At 69.3% G+C, this 15,707-nt stretch carries 14 protein-coding genes; 9 read left to right on the plus strand and 5 right to left on the minus strand.

From position 1 onward, the window contains the following. Positions 1 to 8: 8 nt before the first annotated feature. Positions 9 to 1,043 carry a zinc-dependent alcohol dehydrogenase family protein gene (locus ESP51_RS06070; protein WP_338420337.1) on the minus strand — a complete coding sequence of 345 codons (1,035 nt, stop codon included), beginning with the start codon at positions 1,041 to 1,043 and terminating at the stop codon, positions 9 to 11. A gap of 163 nt (positions 1,044 to 1,206) precedes the next feature. Between ESP51_RS06070 and ESP51_RS06075 the strand changes: the two genes are divergently transcribed. From ESP51_RS06075 to ESP51_RS06105, 7 genes are all read left to right on the plus strand, one after another. Further along, on the plus strand, positions 1,207 to 2,169 hold the full coding sequence (locus ESP51_RS06075) for an EamA family transporter (RefSeq protein WP_129520008.1): 963 nt from the start codon (positions 1,207 to 1,209) through the stop codon (positions 2,167 to 2,169). A gap of 38 nt (positions 2,170 to 2,207) precedes the next feature. After that, positions 2,208 to 2,906 carry an alpha/beta fold hydrolase gene (locus ESP51_RS06080; RefSeq protein WP_129520009.1) on the plus strand — a complete coding sequence of 233 codons (699 nt, stop codon included), beginning with the start codon at positions 2,208 to 2,210 and terminating at the stop codon, positions 2,904 to 2,906. A 562-nt stretch (positions 2,907 to 3,468) separates the two neighbouring features. Continuing rightward, positions 3,469 to 4,821 carry a sugar transferase gene (locus tag ESP51_RS06085; RefSeq protein ID WP_206737226.1) on the plus strand — a complete coding sequence of 451 codons (1,353 nt, stop codon included), beginning with the start codon at positions 3,469 to 3,471 and terminating at the stop codon, positions 4,819 to 4,821. Beyond that, positions 4,821 to 6,059, plus strand: a complete 1,239-nt coding sequence (locus tag ESP51_RS06090; RefSeq protein WP_241843008.1) for a DUF1972 domain-containing protein — start codon at positions 4,821 to 4,823, stop codon at positions 6,057 to 6,059. The genes ESP51_RS06085 and ESP51_RS06090 overlap by 1 nt, the downstream gene beginning before the upstream one ends. Continuing rightward, positions 6,056 to 6,514: an FAD synthase family protein gene (locus ESP51_RS06095; RefSeq protein WP_129520012.1), complete on the plus strand. Its 459-nt coding sequence runs from the start codon at positions 6,056 to 6,058 to the stop codon at positions 6,512 to 6,514. The genes ESP51_RS06090 and ESP51_RS06095 overlap by 4 nt, the downstream gene beginning before the upstream one ends. Then, positions 6,511 to 7,260 (plus strand): CDP-alcohol phosphatidyltransferase family protein, encoded by a 750-nt coding sequence (locus ESP51_RS06100; protein ID WP_241843009.1) that lies wholly within the window; start codon positions 6,511 to 6,513, stop codon positions 7,258 to 7,260. Before ESP51_RS06095 ends, ESP51_RS06100 begins: the two co-directional genes overlap by 4 nt. Positions 7,261 to 7,321: 61 nt before the next feature. Then, positions 7,322 to 8,554: a glycosyltransferase gene (locus ESP51_RS06105; protein WP_164990432.1), complete on the plus strand. Its 1,233-nt coding sequence runs from the start codon at positions 7,322 to 7,324 to the stop codon at positions 8,552 to 8,554. On the opposite strand, the gene ESP51_RS06110 is transcribed toward ESP51_RS06105, so the two are convergent. Then, on the minus strand, positions 8,505 to 9,992 hold the full coding sequence (locus ESP51_RS06110; protein WP_129520014.1) for a lipopolysaccharide biosynthesis protein: 1,488 nt from the start codon (positions 9,990 to 9,992) through the stop codon (positions 8,505 to 8,507). The two genes, ESP51_RS06105 and ESP51_RS06110, sit on opposite strands and share 50 nt — an antisense overlap. Positions 9,993 to 10,148: 156 nt before the next feature. Here ESP51_RS06110 and ESP51_RS06115 point away from each other — a divergent pair, with 156 nt between their 5' ends. Together ESP51_RS06115 and ESP51_RS06120 are read left to right on the plus strand one after the other, a co-directional pair. After that, the gene (locus tag ESP51_RS06115) at positions 10,149 to 11,393 is read left to right on the plus strand and encodes a Coenzyme F420 hydrogenase/dehydrogenase, beta subunit C-terminal domain (RefSeq protein ID WP_206737227.1); all 1,245 of its coding nucleotides are present in this window, start codon (positions 10,149 to 10,151) and stop codon (positions 11,391 to 11,393) included. Then, complete coding sequence (locus ESP51_RS06120; RefSeq protein ID WP_129520016.1) at positions 11,390 to 12,319, plus strand: glycosyltransferase; 930 nt, start codon at positions 11,390 to 11,392, stop codon at positions 12,317 to 12,319. Before ESP51_RS06115 ends, ESP51_RS06120 begins: the two co-directional genes overlap by 4 nt. On the opposite strand, the gene ESP51_RS06125 is transcribed toward ESP51_RS06120, so the two are convergent. The 3 genes from ESP51_RS06125 to ESP51_RS06135 are packed head-to-tail and all read right to left on the minus strand — an operon-like array spanning position 12,288 to position 15,657. Beyond that, positions 12,288 to 13,625 carry a phenylacetate--CoA ligase family protein gene (locus tag ESP51_RS06125; protein WP_129520017.1) on the minus strand — a complete coding sequence of 446 codons (1,338 nt, stop codon included), beginning with the start codon at positions 13,623 to 13,625 and terminating at the stop codon, positions 12,288 to 12,290. The two genes, ESP51_RS06120 and ESP51_RS06125, sit on opposite strands and share 32 nt — an antisense overlap. A 27-nt stretch (positions 13,626 to 13,652) precedes the next feature. After that, positions 13,653 to 14,624, minus strand: coding sequence for a glycosyltransferase family 2 protein (locus tag ESP51_RS06130; protein ID WP_164990433.1), 972 nt, complete (start codon positions 14,622 to 14,624; stop codon positions 13,653 to 13,655). Beyond that, complete coding sequence (locus tag ESP51_RS06135) at positions 14,617 to 15,657, minus strand: glycosyltransferase family protein (protein WP_241843010.1); 1,041 nt, start codon at positions 15,655 to 15,657, stop codon at positions 14,617 to 14,619. The genes ESP51_RS06130 and ESP51_RS06135 overlap by 8 nt, the downstream gene beginning before the upstream one ends. Between the last annotated feature and the right edge of the window lie 50 nt (positions 15,658 to 15,707).

Raw genomic sequence — 15,707 nt, forward strand, 5'->3', positions numbered from 1 at the left:
GGATGCCGCTACACCTCGACGACCGTCATCCCCGAGCCGGCCCCGCCGGCCGCGCTCATCGCGGCGAGCGCCTCGGGCACCTCATCGAGCGTGATGCGCCGTCCGACGAGCTCGATCGGCCGGAAGTCGCCCGAGGCGACCGCACCGAGCATCGAGGGGTATTCGCGGGCCGCCATGCCGTGACTGCCGAGGATCTCGAGCTCGCCCGCGATGACCGCGTCCATCGGCATCGCGGCGAGGGCGCTGTCGCCGAACATGAGTCCGACCTGCACGTGCCGGCCGCGCTTCTTCAGGCTGCGCACCGAGGCGAACGAGGTCTCGCTGCTGCCGAACGCGTCGACGGAGACATCCACCCCGCCCCCCGACGCCTCGATGATGCGCTCTGCGGCGCCCTCGCCACCGCGCACCGGGACGGCGCCGAGCTTCTCGGCGGCGGCGAGCGCTGCATCGGAGACGTCGACGCCGTAGACCCGCAGCCCTGCTGCGACGGCGATCATGATCGCTGAGAGGCCGACGCCGCCACATCCGTGCACCGCGATCTGCTCGCCCGGTGCGAGCCGGCTGCGCGACACGATCGCGCGGTAGGCGGTGGCGAACCGGCAGCCGAGCGAGGCCGCCTCGACGAAGCCGAGCGAGTCGGGCAGGCGGATGAGGTTGAGCTCGGCCTCGTCGACGACGACGAGCTCGGCGAACGACCCCCAGTGCGTGAAGCCCGGCTGCGACTGGGCGTCGCAGACCTGTTCGTTGCCCGAGCGGCACTCGTCGCAGCGCCCGCACGCGCAGATGAACGGCGCGGTGACGCGATCGCCCACCTGCCAGCCGCTCTCGGCGCTCACCTCGGAGCCGAGCTCGGCGATCTCGCCGGCGAACTCGTGCCCTGGAACGTGCGGGAGCGAGATCGAATCGTCGTGACCCATCCAGCCGTGCCAGTCGCTGCGGCAGAGCCCGGTGGCGCGCACTCGGATCACGGCGCCGCGCGGTGGGCAGACGGGCTCGGGCACGTCGGCGAGCTCGGGCGCCGCACCGAATTCAGTGAACTGCACGGCGCGCACACAGACCTCCGGTTCGGGTAAACGGATGTCGCGGCGAGCCGGCCTCACGTGCCTGCGTCGCGCGCGACATCCGCGAGCCTACCCGGCCGCCGGGCCGAAATGCTCCTCGTCCAGGATCGATACGAGTCCGAGCGGATTGTGTAACAATATTCGAATGCCTCACGTGCTCGCCGTGCTGCTCGCAGCGGTCTGCTTCGGCACGACCGGAACCGCGCAAGCGCTCGGGCCCGAGGCGAGCGCGGCCTCCGTCGGCGCAGCGCGCATCCTCATCGGCGGCGGCGCGCTCGCGGTCGTCGCCCTGGCCCTCCACTTCGCCGGGCGTCGGCGCAACGGCGCGATCGGGACATCCGCCGAGCCGATGCCCGGCGTCGCCGCCGTCGCCACCCTCGCGAGCCGAGGCGGGCGCCTGCCGTCGTGGCTGCTCGTCGCGATCGGCGCCCTGGGCGTGCTCGCCTACCAGCCGGCGTTCTTCGCGGGCATCGCGGCGAACGGCGTCGCGGTCGGCACCGTCGTCGCTCTCGGCTCCGCACCGGTCATCACGGGAGCCCTCGATTGGGCGCTGCGCCGCCGCTATCCCGGCCACCGCTGGCTCGTCGCGACGGTGATCGCCACCGTGGGCGTCGCGATCCTCGCTGCGGCGACGTCGCCGGGCGATGCCGCTGCCGAGCCCGGCGGCCTCCTCGCCTCCCTCGGCGCAGGCGCGTCGTACGCCGTCTACACGCTCGCCGCGAAGGCGCTCCTCGATCGAGGCTGGAGCGCAACGGGCAGCATGGGAGCCCTCTTCGGCACCGCGGCGGTCGCGAGCCTCCCTCTCCTGCTGACGACGGATGCCACGTGGCTCGCGACCGGCCCGGGGCTCGCCATGGCGCTCTGGCTGGGGCTCGTCACGACCACCCTGGCGTACGTGCTCTTCGGCATCGGACTCAACGGACTCGCGCCCGCCACCGTCTCGACGCTCACGCTCGCCGAGCCCCTGACGGCCGGGATCCTCGGCGTCGCGCTGCTCGGCGAATCCCTCTCCGCGGGGGCGGTCATCGGGCTCCTCGTGCTCTCGGCGGGCATCCTCGTGCTCGCCGCGGCGGGCGTGCGCCGCTCGCCCCCAGTGGTTGCAGCCTGAAGACCCGGAGTGTCCGTCGTGCGCGGTAACGTCGCCGCATGGACGTGATTCTCATCCCCGGTTTCTGGCTCGATGCATCCTCGTGGCAGAACGTCACGCCGCTCCTCGAAGAGGCCGGCCACCGCGTGCACCCCGTGACCCTCCCCGGGCTCGAGTCCGTCGACGCCGACCGCTCGGGCATCGGCCTGCGCGACCACATCGATGCCGTCGTGCAGCTGGTCGACGGCATCGATGAGCCGGTCGTGCTGGTCGGCCACTCGGGGGGCGGCGCCGTCGCGCACGGCGTGGCCGACGCACGGCCCGATCGCGTCACCCGCATCGTCTACGTCGACGCCGGTCCACTGGCCGACGGCGACTCGGTCAACGACGAACTCCCCGTGGTCGACGGCGAGATCCCCCTGCCCGACTGGTCCGAGTTCAGCGAGGAAGACCTCGTCGACCTCGACGACGGCCTGCGCGCGGAATTCCGTGCTCGCTCGATCCCCGAGCCGGTCGGCGCAGCCTACGACCCGATCGTGCTCACCGACGAACGCCGCTACGACGTGCCGATCACCGTCATCGCGTGCGAGTTCCCGAGCGTCATGCTCACCGAATGGATCGCAGCGGGCGCACCATACACCCGTGAGCTTGCGAAGGTCAACCACGTCGACTATGTCGATCTTCCGACCGGCCACTGGCCCCAATTCACGAAGCCCGTGCAGCTGGGCCAGGCCATCGTCGCTACGCTCGCTCGCTGATCCAGCACGCGCTCCACCTCGGTTTGACGCGGATTTTCCGCCGCTGATCAGACCCGATGACCTCGAGCCCTCAGGGAGCTCCGGGGTCTGCACCCCGACCCCCGACGGCACCCGGCTCGGTCGCCCCGCGATGTCCCCCTTTCGGGGGACACGCAAGTTGACGTTTCCTCATGTAAGGTCAGGCCCAGAAGCAAACCGGATACGCTCCGAAAGCTTGTCGACCCGTTACCCCAATTGTGGGTCGGCTGGCAGGGCGGTTCATCCGGCGATCGGCCATTGAGCCGAACAACCCGAGCGACGGAACCAACGTGATAGCGGCACCGATTCGTCCGACGACCCATCGGACGAACAAGAATTTCCGACCCCTTGCGGTCTGGCCGGACTGATGTCCGGCCTGTCCTCGCCCATTGAGCCCTCGCCACGCGCGGGGGCACAACCGCGAGGACCCGGCCCGTCAGCAGAGGCTAGCCGACCCGGGTATTCCCGAACGTCGGGACTGCAACTGGCGCACCAGTATCGCGATCTGCTGCTCATCACCGATACCGCCGTCATCATCGTCGCGGTGCTCGCGGCCATCGCCGTCAGATTCGCGGCGGTCGGCGACACGGTGTCCACCTCGAGGTTCAGCCTCGAGTGGACGGTCGTTCCGATACTGATCGTCGTGGTCTGGCTCGGCGCGCTCACCGCCTTCCGCACACGTGATGCCCACGTCGTCGGAGTCGGTGCCCTGGAGTACAAACGGGTGCTGAACGCGACGGCCACCGCATTCGGATCGTTCGCCATCGTCGTCCTGCTCCTGCAGCTGATCGACAATCGATCGTACTTCGTGGTGGCCGCGCCACTCGGAGCCGTCGGCCTGCTCATCGGTCGATGGGGGTGGCGCAAGTGGCTGCTGGCCCAACGACGCCGCGGTCGCTACCTCGCCCCCGCGCTCGTGGTCGGCTCGAGAGCGGAAGTGCTGTTCGTCGCCGACCAGGTCCTGCGCTACTCCGGGGCGGGGTTCTGCCTGGTGGGTGCGGCCGTCGACGATGACGACCGCGACGACCTCGTGGTGCAGGGCACGCGGATCCCCGTGGTGGGCGGCGTGGGCGATGCCGCCATCGCGGCCGCTGCGTGCCATGCGGACACCGTGATCGTCGCCGGTCCGTACGGGGGCGGCAGCCAGACGATCCGCGAGTTGAGTTGGAAGCTCGAGGGCACCGCGACCGAGCTCGTCCTGGCATCGCAGCTCACCGATGTCGCCGGGCCGCGCATTCACTTCAGGCCGGTCGAGGGCCTACCGCTGCTGCACGTCGAGATCCCCACGTTCGACGGCTGGCGGCACGTGGTGAAGCGCAGCTTCGACATCGTGTTCGCCGGCACGGCCCTGGTGCTGCTCTCCCCGGTGTTTCTCATCATCGCGGCCATCATCCGTCTCGACGACGGCGGCCCGGTCTTCTTCCGCCAGACCCGCTGCGGGCGCAATGGCGACACCTTCGAGATGATCAAGTTCCGTTCCATGGTGAAGACCGCCGAGCGGGATCTCGCCGGCCTCCTCGATCGGGACGAGGGAGCCGGTGTGCTGTTCAAGTTGCGCAACGACCCACGCGTGACGCACGTCGGGCGCGTGCTGCGCGAGCATTCGCTTGACGAACTGCCGCAGTTCTGGAACGTCCTCATCGGGGACATGAGCGTCGTCGGTCCGCGTCCCCCGCTCATCTGCGAGGTCGAGGCGTACGACGGCAAGGCCAGGCGGAGGCTCATGATCAAGCCCGGGCTGACCGGCCTCTGGCAGATCAGCGGGCGATCCGACCTCAGCTGGGAGGAGAGCGTACGGCTCGACCTCTACTACGTCGAGAACTGGTCGCTCACCGGCGACCTCATGATCATCTGGCGCACAGGCAAGACCGTCATCAGGGCAAACGGGGCGTACTGATGGCCGAGCCCGAGCAGCATCCTCCTCCGCCCCTTCGGATCGCGATGATCGGCACGCGAGGGGTCCCCGCTGCATACGGAGGCTTCGAGACGGCAGTCGAGGAGATCGGATCCCGCCTCGCCGGCCGCGGTCACGAGGTGACGGTGTACTGCCGGAGTGCCGCGGATGCGTCCCAACGCGAGTTTGCGGGAATGCATCTGGTCCACTTGCCTGCGCTGAGGCTCAAGGCCGCCGAGACGCTGAGCCACACCGCGCTGTCCGTCGCGCATGCGATCACGCGGCGACGCCCCGACGTGGCGTTCGTGTTCAATGCCGCGAACGCACCGTTCGTGCCGCTGCTCCGGGCGCGAGGTGTTCCGACAGCGGTGCATGTCGACGGGCTCGAATGGCGGCGCGAGAAGTGGGGCGGCGCGGGACGTGCCTACTACCGCTGGGCTGAGCGATCAGCGGTGCGGCATGCCGATGCGCTCATCGCCGATGCCCGTGGGATCGCAGACCATTTCGCGTCGGCATTCGGGGCTCCGACCCGGCTGATCTCCTATGGCGCTCCCCTTCAGCTGAACCCGCCCAGCGATCGCCTCAGCGAACTGGGGCTGTCGTGGAAGGGATTTCATCTCGTCGTGGCGCGATTCGAGCCGGAGAACCACGTCGACGTCATCGTCGCCGGCTACGCGCGCTCGAGGGCCCGCCTCCCCCTGGTCGTCGTCGGCGCAGCTCCCTATGCCGCGACCTACACCGCGCGGGTCCGGTCGCATGTCGAGGGTGACGCTCGCGTGCGACTGCTCGGCGCCGTGTACGACCAGGACCTCCTCGACCAGCTCTACGCCGGTGCGCTCTGCTACGTGCACGGCCACTCCGTCGGCGGGACCAACCCGTCGCTGCTGCGCGCGATGGGCGCCGGCTCGGCCGTGCTCGCGTGGGACGTGTCGTTCAATCGCGAGGTCGCCCGAGACCGTGGCCGGTACTTCGACAACGCCCCGTCGCTGCGCTCCCTGATCGAGGCTGCCGAGATGGCACCGGCCGACGCCCAGCGCGACGGCATGGCCCTCCGCGAGATCGTGCGGGCGAACTACCGATGGGATGACGTCGCCGTCGCCTATGAAGCACTGGCGGGCGACTTGAAATCCGGCGCCAGTTCGCGAATGCGGCTGCCGCGACGCGCGCTCGCCCTTCCACATCCGATCGACACCCTCGGCCCCGCATCCTCCCTCACCGGCATCAGAAGGAGCCGCCATTGAACACACGCATCGGCTACGCCGGGGGCGCCTTCGACCTCTTCCACGTCGGACATCTCAACCTCCTGCGGCATGCCAAATCCAACTGCGACTTCCTGATCGCGGGAGTCCTCACCGACGAGATGCTCGAACTCACGAAGGGCGCCGCGCCGGTCGTCCCGTTCGCCGAACGACTGGAGATCGTTCGCAGCATCTCCTTCGTCGACGACGTCCATGCCGAGTGTGTGCCCGACAAGCTCGACACCTGGCGAGAGGTCCGGTTCAACCTGTACTTCAAAGGCGACGACTGGCGCGGGACCGAACGTGGTCGTCGACTCGAAGCCCGGTTCGCCGAAGTCGGCGTCGAGGTCATGTACTTCCCGTACACCGTGCACACCTCGAGCACAGTGCTTCGCCTCGCGCTCCAGTCGTTGACGCAACGCGGAGTCGGTTCAGGGCGATCGGCGGAGGCGGAATGACCCGCCGCATGGACGGCCCGGAAACGAAGGACGACTTCGCTGGGGTCGTCGCTCGCCTCGCGGCCGCGCAGAAATCGCGCGCACCGGGCGCTCCGGGCTACTCGATCTACGTGAACCGTCCGATCGGCAGGCTGCTTGCGGCCGCTGCCTATCTCGCCGGGCTCACTCCCAACGCCGTCACCGCCACCAGTGCGGTGTTCACCTTCTCGGCGATCGTCATGATCGCGATCGCTCCACTGACGCCGCTGACCGGCATCGCCATCGGGCTCCTCCTGATCGTCGGATATGCGCTGGATTCGGCCGACGGACAACTGGCGCGCCTTCGCGGCGGCGGCTCAGCCGCCGGAGAGTGGCTGGACCACGTCGTCGACGCGGCGAAGATCTCGAGCCTTCATCTGGCAGTGCTGATCTCGTGGCACGACCGCATCGAACTGCCCAGCGAACTGCTCCTGCTCGTCCCCATCGGGTTCGCGATCGTCGCAGCCGTGCTCTTCTTCGCGATGATCATCAACGACTTCCTCCGAGCTCGCGATGGCCGGGATTCGCACGCCCGGCCGGCGGGCAGCGGCATCCGCTCGCTGTTGTTGCTCCCGACCGACTACGGAATCCTCTGCATCGCCTTCCTCCTCTTCGGCGTACCCGCCGTGTTCGTGCCGGTGTACGTGCTCCTGTTCGCTGCGAACGCGGCATTCGCACTGCTCGCGCTGCCGAAGTGGTTCCGAGAAATCGGCCGGACCTCGAGGTGATGGGATGGGACCACTCCACCGGAGCCCCCATCACGAGCAGAGCGCGGCTTCCACCGGGCCGATGCCGGACGTCGGCCTGCTCTCCGGGCTCCGAGTGCTCGTCGCGCACCCGGGGGCCGAGCTCTACGGCTCCGATCGGGTGGTGCTCGAAAGCGTGACCGGCATGGTGGATGCCGGTGCCATCGTCGAGGTGACGGTGCCCGAGAACGGGCCGCTCATCGAGGAGCTCGAGCGGGCCGGCGCCACCGTCTTCGTCGAACCTGCCCTCGTGCTGCGGAAGAGCATGATGCGCCCGAGCAACTGGCCCTCGGCCGTCGTCCTGGCGATCCGGGCCATCGCCGCGGCCCGGCGACTCCTCCGCCGACACCCCGGCCTCGTCTACGTGAACACGATCACGCTCCCACTCTGGCCGGTGCTCGCACGAGTCCGCGCCATTCCCACCCTCACGCACATCCACGAGGCCGAGGGCGGCGCATCGCGCCTCCTGCTCAGGGCTCTGTATCTTCCCCATCTCTGCGCGAACGCCACGGTCGCCAACAGCGACTTCAGCCGCTCGATCGCCGAACGGGCGTACCGCTCGCTCGCGCGGCGCACGTACGTGATCTACAACGGCGTGCCGGGGCCAGTAGCGGCGACCCCGGCACGGATCTCCCTCGAGGGCTCGCCCGTGCACCTCGCCTACGTCGGTCGCCTGTCGCCGAGGAAGGGCACGGACCTCGTGATCTCGGCGGCTGCCGAGCTCATCGACGCCGGCGTCGACCTCGACGTCGACGTCCTCGGCGAGGCGTTCGCGGGGTACGAATGGTACTCCGACGAGCTCCACGAGGCCGTGGCCCGGCGCGGCATCGATTCCCGAGTGCGATTCCTCGGATTCCGGGATGACGTCTGGGCCACCCTCGAGTTCGCCGACATCGTGGTGATCCCGTCCCGAATCGGCGAGCCCTTCGGCAACACCGCCGTCGAGGCGGCCCTCGCTGCACGCCCGCTCATCGTGAGCGAGTCCAGTGGACTCCTCGAGGCGACGCAGGGTCTGCCCGGCGTTCATCGCGTACGGCCCGGCGAGGCTCACGCGATCGCGGATGCGGTACGCGAGATCGTTGCGGCATGGCCGGTCGAGCGTGTGCAGGCTGCAGCGGCGGCCCGTCTCGCCTCGCTTCGGTTCGATCCCGAGCGGTACCGCGGCTCGATCGTCGAACTCGTCGCCGAGCTCGTGCATCGACCTTCGTCCCGCAGCGGCCGCCGCCTCACCGGTCGGGGCGCCGCTCACGTCGCAAGAGGCGGAGCACGGCGCTGAGTTCGCCGAGATCCCGGCGGACCACCGGGAGCAGTCCCGCAATCGCATAAGCGGCGACGGTCGCGAGAGCGGCCAGCAGCACTTGCGCCCAGACGCCCAGGGGCTCCGCCAGCGTTCCCGCGCCGAAGGCCATCGCGGCGCCCCATCCGGCGAGGAGCGCCATGCGCACGATGCCCCACGCGAGCGTGCGGGCCGGAACACCCTCGATGGCGCGCGAGATCCAGATGAGCGAGATCGGCCACGACAGCGCCGGCGCGATCGCGTAGCCGACCGCGACGCCGATCATCCCCCACTGCGAGCCGATCAGGATGCAGGCGATCTTGATCGAGACGCTCACGAGGTTGTACCGGAAGAGCACTCCGGTGATGCCCTTCGACACGTACACCCAGTAGCTGGCGGAGTTGAGCGTCTGGAAGACCGCGGCGACGGCGAGCAGGCTCAGCACCGGTGCGGCCTCGGCCCAGCGAGGACCGAGCAGCAGGTCCGTCAACGGAACGGCTGCGCCGATGACGAACCCGAGCACCACGACGATCGTGTACCCGAGGCCGACCTGGCCGACTCGCACGAAGTCCCAGTACCGCGCGCCCGCCGACTGGAGCCGCGAGAGGATCGGCACCGCGACGTTCGTGATCGGTGCACGCAACTGGCCCGCGGTGTTCATGGCGAGCTGGAACGCACGGCTGTAGATGCCGAGCGGCGCGGCTCCGAACCTCAGGCCGATCACGACGGAATCGATGTTGCCGCCCACATACGTCACGAGCTGCGTCGCGACCATGTTCCATCCGAAGCGGATGAAGCCGCGCACGGGCACCCCCCTTCGCGGCGCCCCTGGCAGCCAGCCGCCGAAGACGACCACGAGCACGAGCGTTGCGAACGAGGCACCGAGCAATTGTGCGACGAGGGCCCACGGGCCGGCATCCGCCAGCGCAGCGCTGACGCCGACTCCGAGACCGACCACCGCCGCGACGACGTCGGTGACCGCGAGTGCCCGAAACCTCAACCCCCGGTTCAAGCTCGCGCGGAACTGCGTCGCCAGTCCGTTCAACAGGAAGGCGGCAGCGGCGAACTGCGCGAGCGGCGCGAGCTCCTCGCGACCGTAGAGCGCTGCGATCCCCCATGAGGAGAGGAACACCGCCGCGGCGAGGGCAGCTCCGATCGCTGAGTTGATCCAGAAGAGGTTGCTCCGCTGGTGCTTCGTGAGCACCGGGGCCTGCACCGCAGCTTGGGAGAGACCGAAGTCACGGAAGACCTCGGCGATGCCCGCGATGGACATGACCATGGCGAAGAGTCCGTGGTCGGTCGGCGAGAGCAGTCGTGCCATGATGACGACCGACGCCAGCTGGATGACGATGCGGAACGCCTGGCCGGCGCTGGTGACCGCCGCCCCGCGAACCGCACGACGGCCGAGTCCGTCGCCCTCGGAGGATCGTTCGCTCATGGCGCCGGGGATGATGCGCGCGGAGGCGGATCGGATCTCCAGTGATGCTCGCTGCGCATGCCTCCTCCGACCCGGTCATCGTCAGCGGCATCAGTCTATTGCGGCACCCGGCGATCCGAGCGTAGCGTTGACCCCCCGAAGCCGGAGGTGAGCTCTGTGACCTCGGAGCGGGAGCGCCAGAAGCTCGACACCGCGATTCGCGACGTCGTGCAGAGAAACGCGTGCATCGGCTGCGGACTCTGCACGCGACTCGACCCGTCGCTCGAGCTGAAGCTCGACGCCGACGGCTTCCTTCGGCCGCACCGGACCGGCGCCACGGGAGAGGTCTCCCCCGGGGCGGCGCGCACGTTCGAGCAGGCGTGCCCCGGATGCCGCGTCGACGCCGTTCGCCCGGCGCGAAGCCGCCGGCACGCCACGATGGGCTCGTACTTCGGCGTGTGGGAGGCGTGGGCGAGCGACGAGACGGTGCGCCGGCGTGGCAGCAGCGGCGGCGCCCTGACCGCCCTGCATCGCTGGCTCCTCGACACCGGGCGGGCGAGCGCGATCGCCTCCGCGTCGACCGGCTCGGAGCCCCGGCGCACCGTGCCGGTCACGATCATGACGAAGGAGGCCGCGCTCGCGGCGGCCGGCTCGCGCTACGCGCCGGTGGGAGTGCTCTCGAACCCGAATGTCGTGTCGAGCGACGCGATCACCGCCAAGCCGTGCGAGATCTCGGCGATCCGGTCGCTTGCGGCATCCGTCACCACCGAGGGCGGCGATGAGCCGCTGCTCCTCTCCTTCTTCTGCGCCGGCACCCCGTCGCAGCTCGCGACGGACGAGCTCCTCGCGCGGCTCGGAGTCCCGGCAGACGAGCCCGTCGACGAGCTCTGGTATCGCGGTCGAGGCTGGCCCGGGCGGTTCACCGTTCGCGCTGCGCGCGGTGAATCGTCGATGAGTTACGACGAGTCGTGGGGAGGCGTGCTCGGCCCGTCGACGCACTGGCGCTGCAAGCTGTGCCCCGACGGGGTGGGCGAGTCGGCCGACGTCGTCGCCGCCGACTACTGGCGGGCCGACGAGCGCGGCTACCCGGTGTTCACCGAAGGCCCCGGATCGAGTGCGCTCATCGCCCGTACCGAACGGGGCCTCGAAGCCGTTCGCGCCGCCGCCGCCGCGGGCGCGATCGTCGTCCGACCCATTCGCATGTCGGCGCTTGCGAACGTGCAGCCGCTCCAGCGGAACCGTCGCACCTCGCTCTTCGGCCGCCTCGTCGGAAGCCGGCTCGCCGGCGTGCCCGGACCTCGCTATCGGGGCTTCCGGTTGTGGGCGCTCGCACTCGCACACCCCCGCCTGAACCTGCGCGCAGCGCGGGGAACCCGCGCCCGACTTCGACGACGACCTCCCGCGCCGGGATCCGCGCCATGACATCGCCGGGCAACGACTCAGCTGATGAGGCCGACCGGCTGGCGCTCGTGGTCGTGAACTTCGCGTCGTCGTCGCTGCTCGCGGCGAATCTCGTCGATCCCGGACTTCGCAGCGTGATCGGATTCGTCGTGGTCGTCGACAACCCGAGCACCGTCGATGAGTCGCGCCGCGTACAGGAATTGTGCGCCGCGCACGAGTGGGTCCTGGTCGAGCTCCCACGTAATGAGGGCTTCGGTGCGGGGGTGAACGCCGGCGTCGCCCGTGCCCGCGAACTCGCGTGCACACGGGTGCTCGCACTCAATCCCGACGCCACGATCGATCCCGACTCGGTGCGAACCCTGCTCGCCGCGAGCAGGGCGGATCCTCGGGCGCTCGTCGCTCCGCGCATCGTCCGGCCTGATGGAGGGGGCTGGTTCTCGGGGGCAGTGCTCGATCCGCGGACCGGCACCACTCGACGTGCAAGCGGGATCGAGCTCGAGGGCGATTCGACGTGGCAGACCGGAGCCTGCTTCCTGGTGACGATCGCGATGTGGGACGAGGTCGGGGGGTTCGACGACGACTACTTCATGTACTGGGAGGACATCGACCTGTCATGGCGCTGGCATGAAGCCGGCGGCAGGTTGGTCCTTCTCGAGGATGCGACCGCCGTCCATGATCCCGGGGGCACCCAATTCGGCGCTGGAAAATCCCCCTTGTACGTGTACTTCAACTGCCGGAACCGGCTCCTGTTCGCCCGAAAGCGATTTGCCTCGAGATTCGGGCGACGGTGGTGGCCGGCCAGCGTCCGCTACGCCTGGAGCGTCGCAACGCGAGGGAGCCGACGGATGCTCGCGAAGCATCCGCTGCTGGTCTGGTCGGCGTTCCGGGGAACGCTCGCCGGCGCGTTCGGGAGCCTCACTCCACGACGCGCGCCGGCACGTCGCTGATGACGTACTTCGTCTTCGCGCCGGTGTATGGCAGCGAGTCGACATACTCGATCGTGACCGGCACCTCTCCGGCCACCCGTCGGCGGAGGGCCTCCACGGCGTCTTCGACGTGGCGCTTGGCATCGGGGCCATCACCGAGGAGCACTCGGACGGCGATCGAATAGTCCGCGCGCTGATGAACCTGGAAGAGTCTCACCGCCTCCGGATGGTACGCGAACATCGCCATCATCCGGTGGTTCAGTGCCTTGCCGCTGGGCAACCGCACCATATCGGTCGTCCGTCCCTCGGGCTGCGCCATCCGAGGAAGCGACATTCCGCAATCGCAGGTGCCGTCCATGAGTGAGCCGCGATCGCCCAGCCGGTATCGGATGATCGGGAAGACACGATTGGTGAGGTCCGTCACGACGATGTCGCCGATCTCCCCGACGGGCAGCGACCGACCGTCAGAGCCGACCACCTCGATCTTCTTCGCATCGGCGAAGATGTGCAGACCGGTCTGCATGCGGCATTCCCCGGCCATCCACAACGTCTCGGAGCCACGGTATTCGTCGTAGGCGGGCGCGCCGAACACCGACTCGAGGCGTTGCCGCGTCGACGGCGGGAGCGGTGCCGCCGACGTCGCGATCGCCGTGGGCGTCGGAATGGTCAATCCCTCGGAATCGAGGAAGTTCGCGAACTCCAGCACGGCGCCCACATAGCCCTCGATGAGTGCCGGACGTGTACGGACGATCGCGCGATGGAATCTCCTCATCGAGTCGGCGTCGATGAGGGAGGCATCGAGGTAGAGCTGCTTCGAGGGCCACCACTGCAGGCGATTGCGCACCGTATCGAAGCGCCCGAAACCCCAGCGGCCGAGCCGGGCCAGGTTCTCCCACGGCTCGACGCCCCACCAGGAGTACATCCGCCAGGCGAGCGCGAGCGTCGGAACGCGAGCGTCGTGCGCGGTGCGCAGCGGCTCGCCCGTGCTGCCGCCCGTGAGCGCGTCGCGCGCGAATCGTTCGTTGCCGGCCACCCGCAGATCGGCCTCATGCTCCTTCACCTGGGCGCGATCGGTGATCGGGATGCGCTCCCACTCCGCGGGATCCTCGAGTCGGGCGGCGTCGATGCCGTGCTCATCGAAGCGGCGCCGGTAGAAGGCGGTCGAATCGGCCGCGAACCGGGCGATCGAGGCGGCCCGCCGAGACTGCAGCTGCGCGAGTCCGTCGGGACTCAGCTGCTGGTTGCGCATGAGCTCCGCCAGAAAGACGCCCGATGATTTTCGCACCGTGCGGCTCTTGATGGTGAACGACCACTCGGCCAGCCCCATGCCGTCAGTATAGGAGCGAGGCGCAGGCTACGGCCGGTTCACCCTTCCGGTTGACTTCATGGACGATCGCTGCCGACGCCTCCCGTACTCGTCATGTGCGTATCCGAGCGCGCCGGCCATCATGCCGAGACCCCGGGTGGCGGTCCGGAGTCCGTACGCTCGGTGCCGTACCGATCCCGCGACGACTCCGAAGCCCCAGCGCACGCTTCCTCCCACCGCGCGCACGGTTCCGCGGCCGAGCGCACGCAACCGCTCGACGAGTCTGCCGGCACGGCTCCGGGCGAGCGCGATTCGCACACGCGCCGACGTGTTGCCGAAACGGAAGGTCCGCATCAGCACCCATCGCGGCGAGAATCGCCTCGGATCCTCCTGCTCGATCACGACCGCATCCTCGGCCCAGCGGATGGTGCCACCTCGCCGCGTGAGCTGCAGCGTGAACATGCTGTCGCTGCCGCCGGTGAGCCCGAATCGCTCGTCGAAGGAGAGTCCGAGGCGGTGCACCCCGTCGAGGTCCAGAAGGAGGTTGTTCGTGGCGGCCTCGCGTATCAGCTGACCGCGGGTTCGGATCGGGCGATCGAATGCGCCGCCCTTGGAGACCCAGGGCTCCACGACTTCCGGGATGTGCGTCACGACGCGACCCGCGACTGCGGTCGGCTTGGTCGCCGTGTACATCTCGATCATCGCGCGGAGCCAGCCGGGCTCGGGGATCTCGTCGTCATCGATGAAGAGCACGGCGCGGGCGTGCTCGCACTCCCCGAGCGCCCGGTTGCGCACCGCGGCGATGCCCGGCTGCGGCTCGATGACGTACTTCGCACCAATCTCCAGTGCGATCTGCTCGCCCGAGCCGGCGGAGTCGTTGTCGATCACGAGGATCGAGCAGTGCATCGGCGCATCGGCCAAGCCGTTCTCGACGTCGACTTGCGCCCGAACCGCCGTGAGCGCATTCCTCAGCGCCTCCGCCCGCCGGAAGGTCGGGATCGCGACGACGAGCTCAGGCACGCGACCCCTCCTCCGGCGTCGTCGCCGAGGCGGCCGCCGAGCGGCGACTGCGATGATCCATGGCCAGCCGATAGGCACGGGCGTGGCCGGCGCCTGCGTCATGCCACCCGCGGGCACTGAGATCGGGAACTGCCCCGGGCGGCTCGGTCCGGACCGCCTGCATGGCGCCGAGCAGCGCGCCGGCCGTGAGCTCGCCCCCGAAGAGGTGCACCCACCCCCGCCCCACTTCGGACGACAGCGCTTGATTGAGCTCATTGTCGGGCACCAGGATGGGTCGATCGAGCGAGAGCGCCGCGAGTGCGGTTCCCGAGTTGTGCATGAACCGGTACGGCAGCACGACGAGTTCGCTCGACGTGACCGCGTCGACGAATTCCTGCTCGTCGACGTACTGCAAGGTCGTGTCGAGCCCGCGGAGTCGCTCGGTCGCGGCACGCAGTCGGCGCTCGACTCCTTGCTCCGTCGGCTTGCCCGCGACGCGAAGCGAGAGCGTCGGGTCGATAGCGGATGCCTCGGCGTACGCGTCGACGAGACGCTCCACGCCCTTGTAGGGCTTGATGAGACCCACATACCCGAGCCGCCCGGGAACCGGAGCAGCACGCGGCATCCCGTCGAACCAGGTTCGGTAGTGCCCGTGCGGAACCAGCACCGAGGGGACACCCTCCATCTCGGGGGTCACGGCGGCGATGCGGATTCGCACGTCGGTGCAGCGCTCCAGCGCCCTGATGAGGGCGCGATCCAGGCGCGGCCCCGACGGAGGGGTGACGTTGTGGACGGTGCGCACGACCGCGATCCGGCGAAGGTTCACTCGTGCGACGAGGCACGCGAGGGCAGCCCGCTTGCCGGCCTTCGTCCACCAGTGGCGTGCTGCAAGCAGCGTGTCGGGCCAGTGGACGTGCAGCACGTCGTACCGCCCGGTCAGCGCCGCACGCCATGAGAAGGGCATGTGCTCGACCGTCGGCTCCTCGAGGAGCGCGGCTCTCAGCATGACGATGTACGGGTTCGTGGTGGCCCGCGGTTCGCCGAAGGTCTGCATCACACGCATCCGACGCACCCCCTGACCTCGCTGTCGTGGCATCCGCTCAC

Source organism: Agromyces albus, assembly GCF_004134825.1.
Classification (GTDB): domain Bacteria; phylum Actinomycetota; class Actinomycetes; order Actinomycetales; family Microbacteriaceae; genus Agromyces; species Agromyces albus.

Coding starts and splice junctions, on each gene's coding strand:
- ESP51_RS06075 (WP_129520008.1), top strand. CDS start 1,207: ATGCCTCACGTGCTCGCCGTGCTGCTCGCAGCGGTCTGCTTCGGCACG.
- ESP51_RS06080 (WP_129520009.1), top strand. CDS start 2,208: ATGGACGTGATTCTCATCCCCGGTTTCTGGCTCGATGCATCCTCGTGG.
- ESP51_RS06090 (WP_241843008.1), top strand. CDS start 4,821: ATGGCCGAGCCCGAGCAGCATCCTCCTCCGCCCCTTCGGATCGCGATG.
- ESP51_RS06100 (WP_241843009.1), top strand. CDS start 6,511: ATGACCCGCCGCATGGACGGCCCGGAAACGAAGGACGACTTCGCTGGG.
- ESP51_RS06105 (WP_164990432.1), top strand. CDS start 7,322: ATGCCGGACGTCGGCCTGCTCTCCGGGCTCCGAGTGCTCGTCGCGCAC.
- ESP51_RS06110 (WP_129520014.1), bottom strand. CDS start 9,992: ATGAGCGAACGATCCTCCGAGGGCGACGGACTCGGCCGTCGTGCGGTT.
- ESP51_RS06120 (WP_129520016.1), top strand. CDS start 11,390: ATGACATCGCCGGGCAACGACTCAGCTGATGAGGCCGACCGGCTGGCG.
- ESP51_RS06125 (WP_129520017.1), bottom strand. CDS start 13,625: ATGGGGCTGGCCGAGTGGTCGTTCACCATCAAGAGCCGCACGGTGCGA.
- ESP51_RS06135 (WP_241843010.1), bottom strand. CDS start 15,657: ATGCAGACCTTCGGCGAACCGCGGGCCACCACGAACCCGTACATCGTC.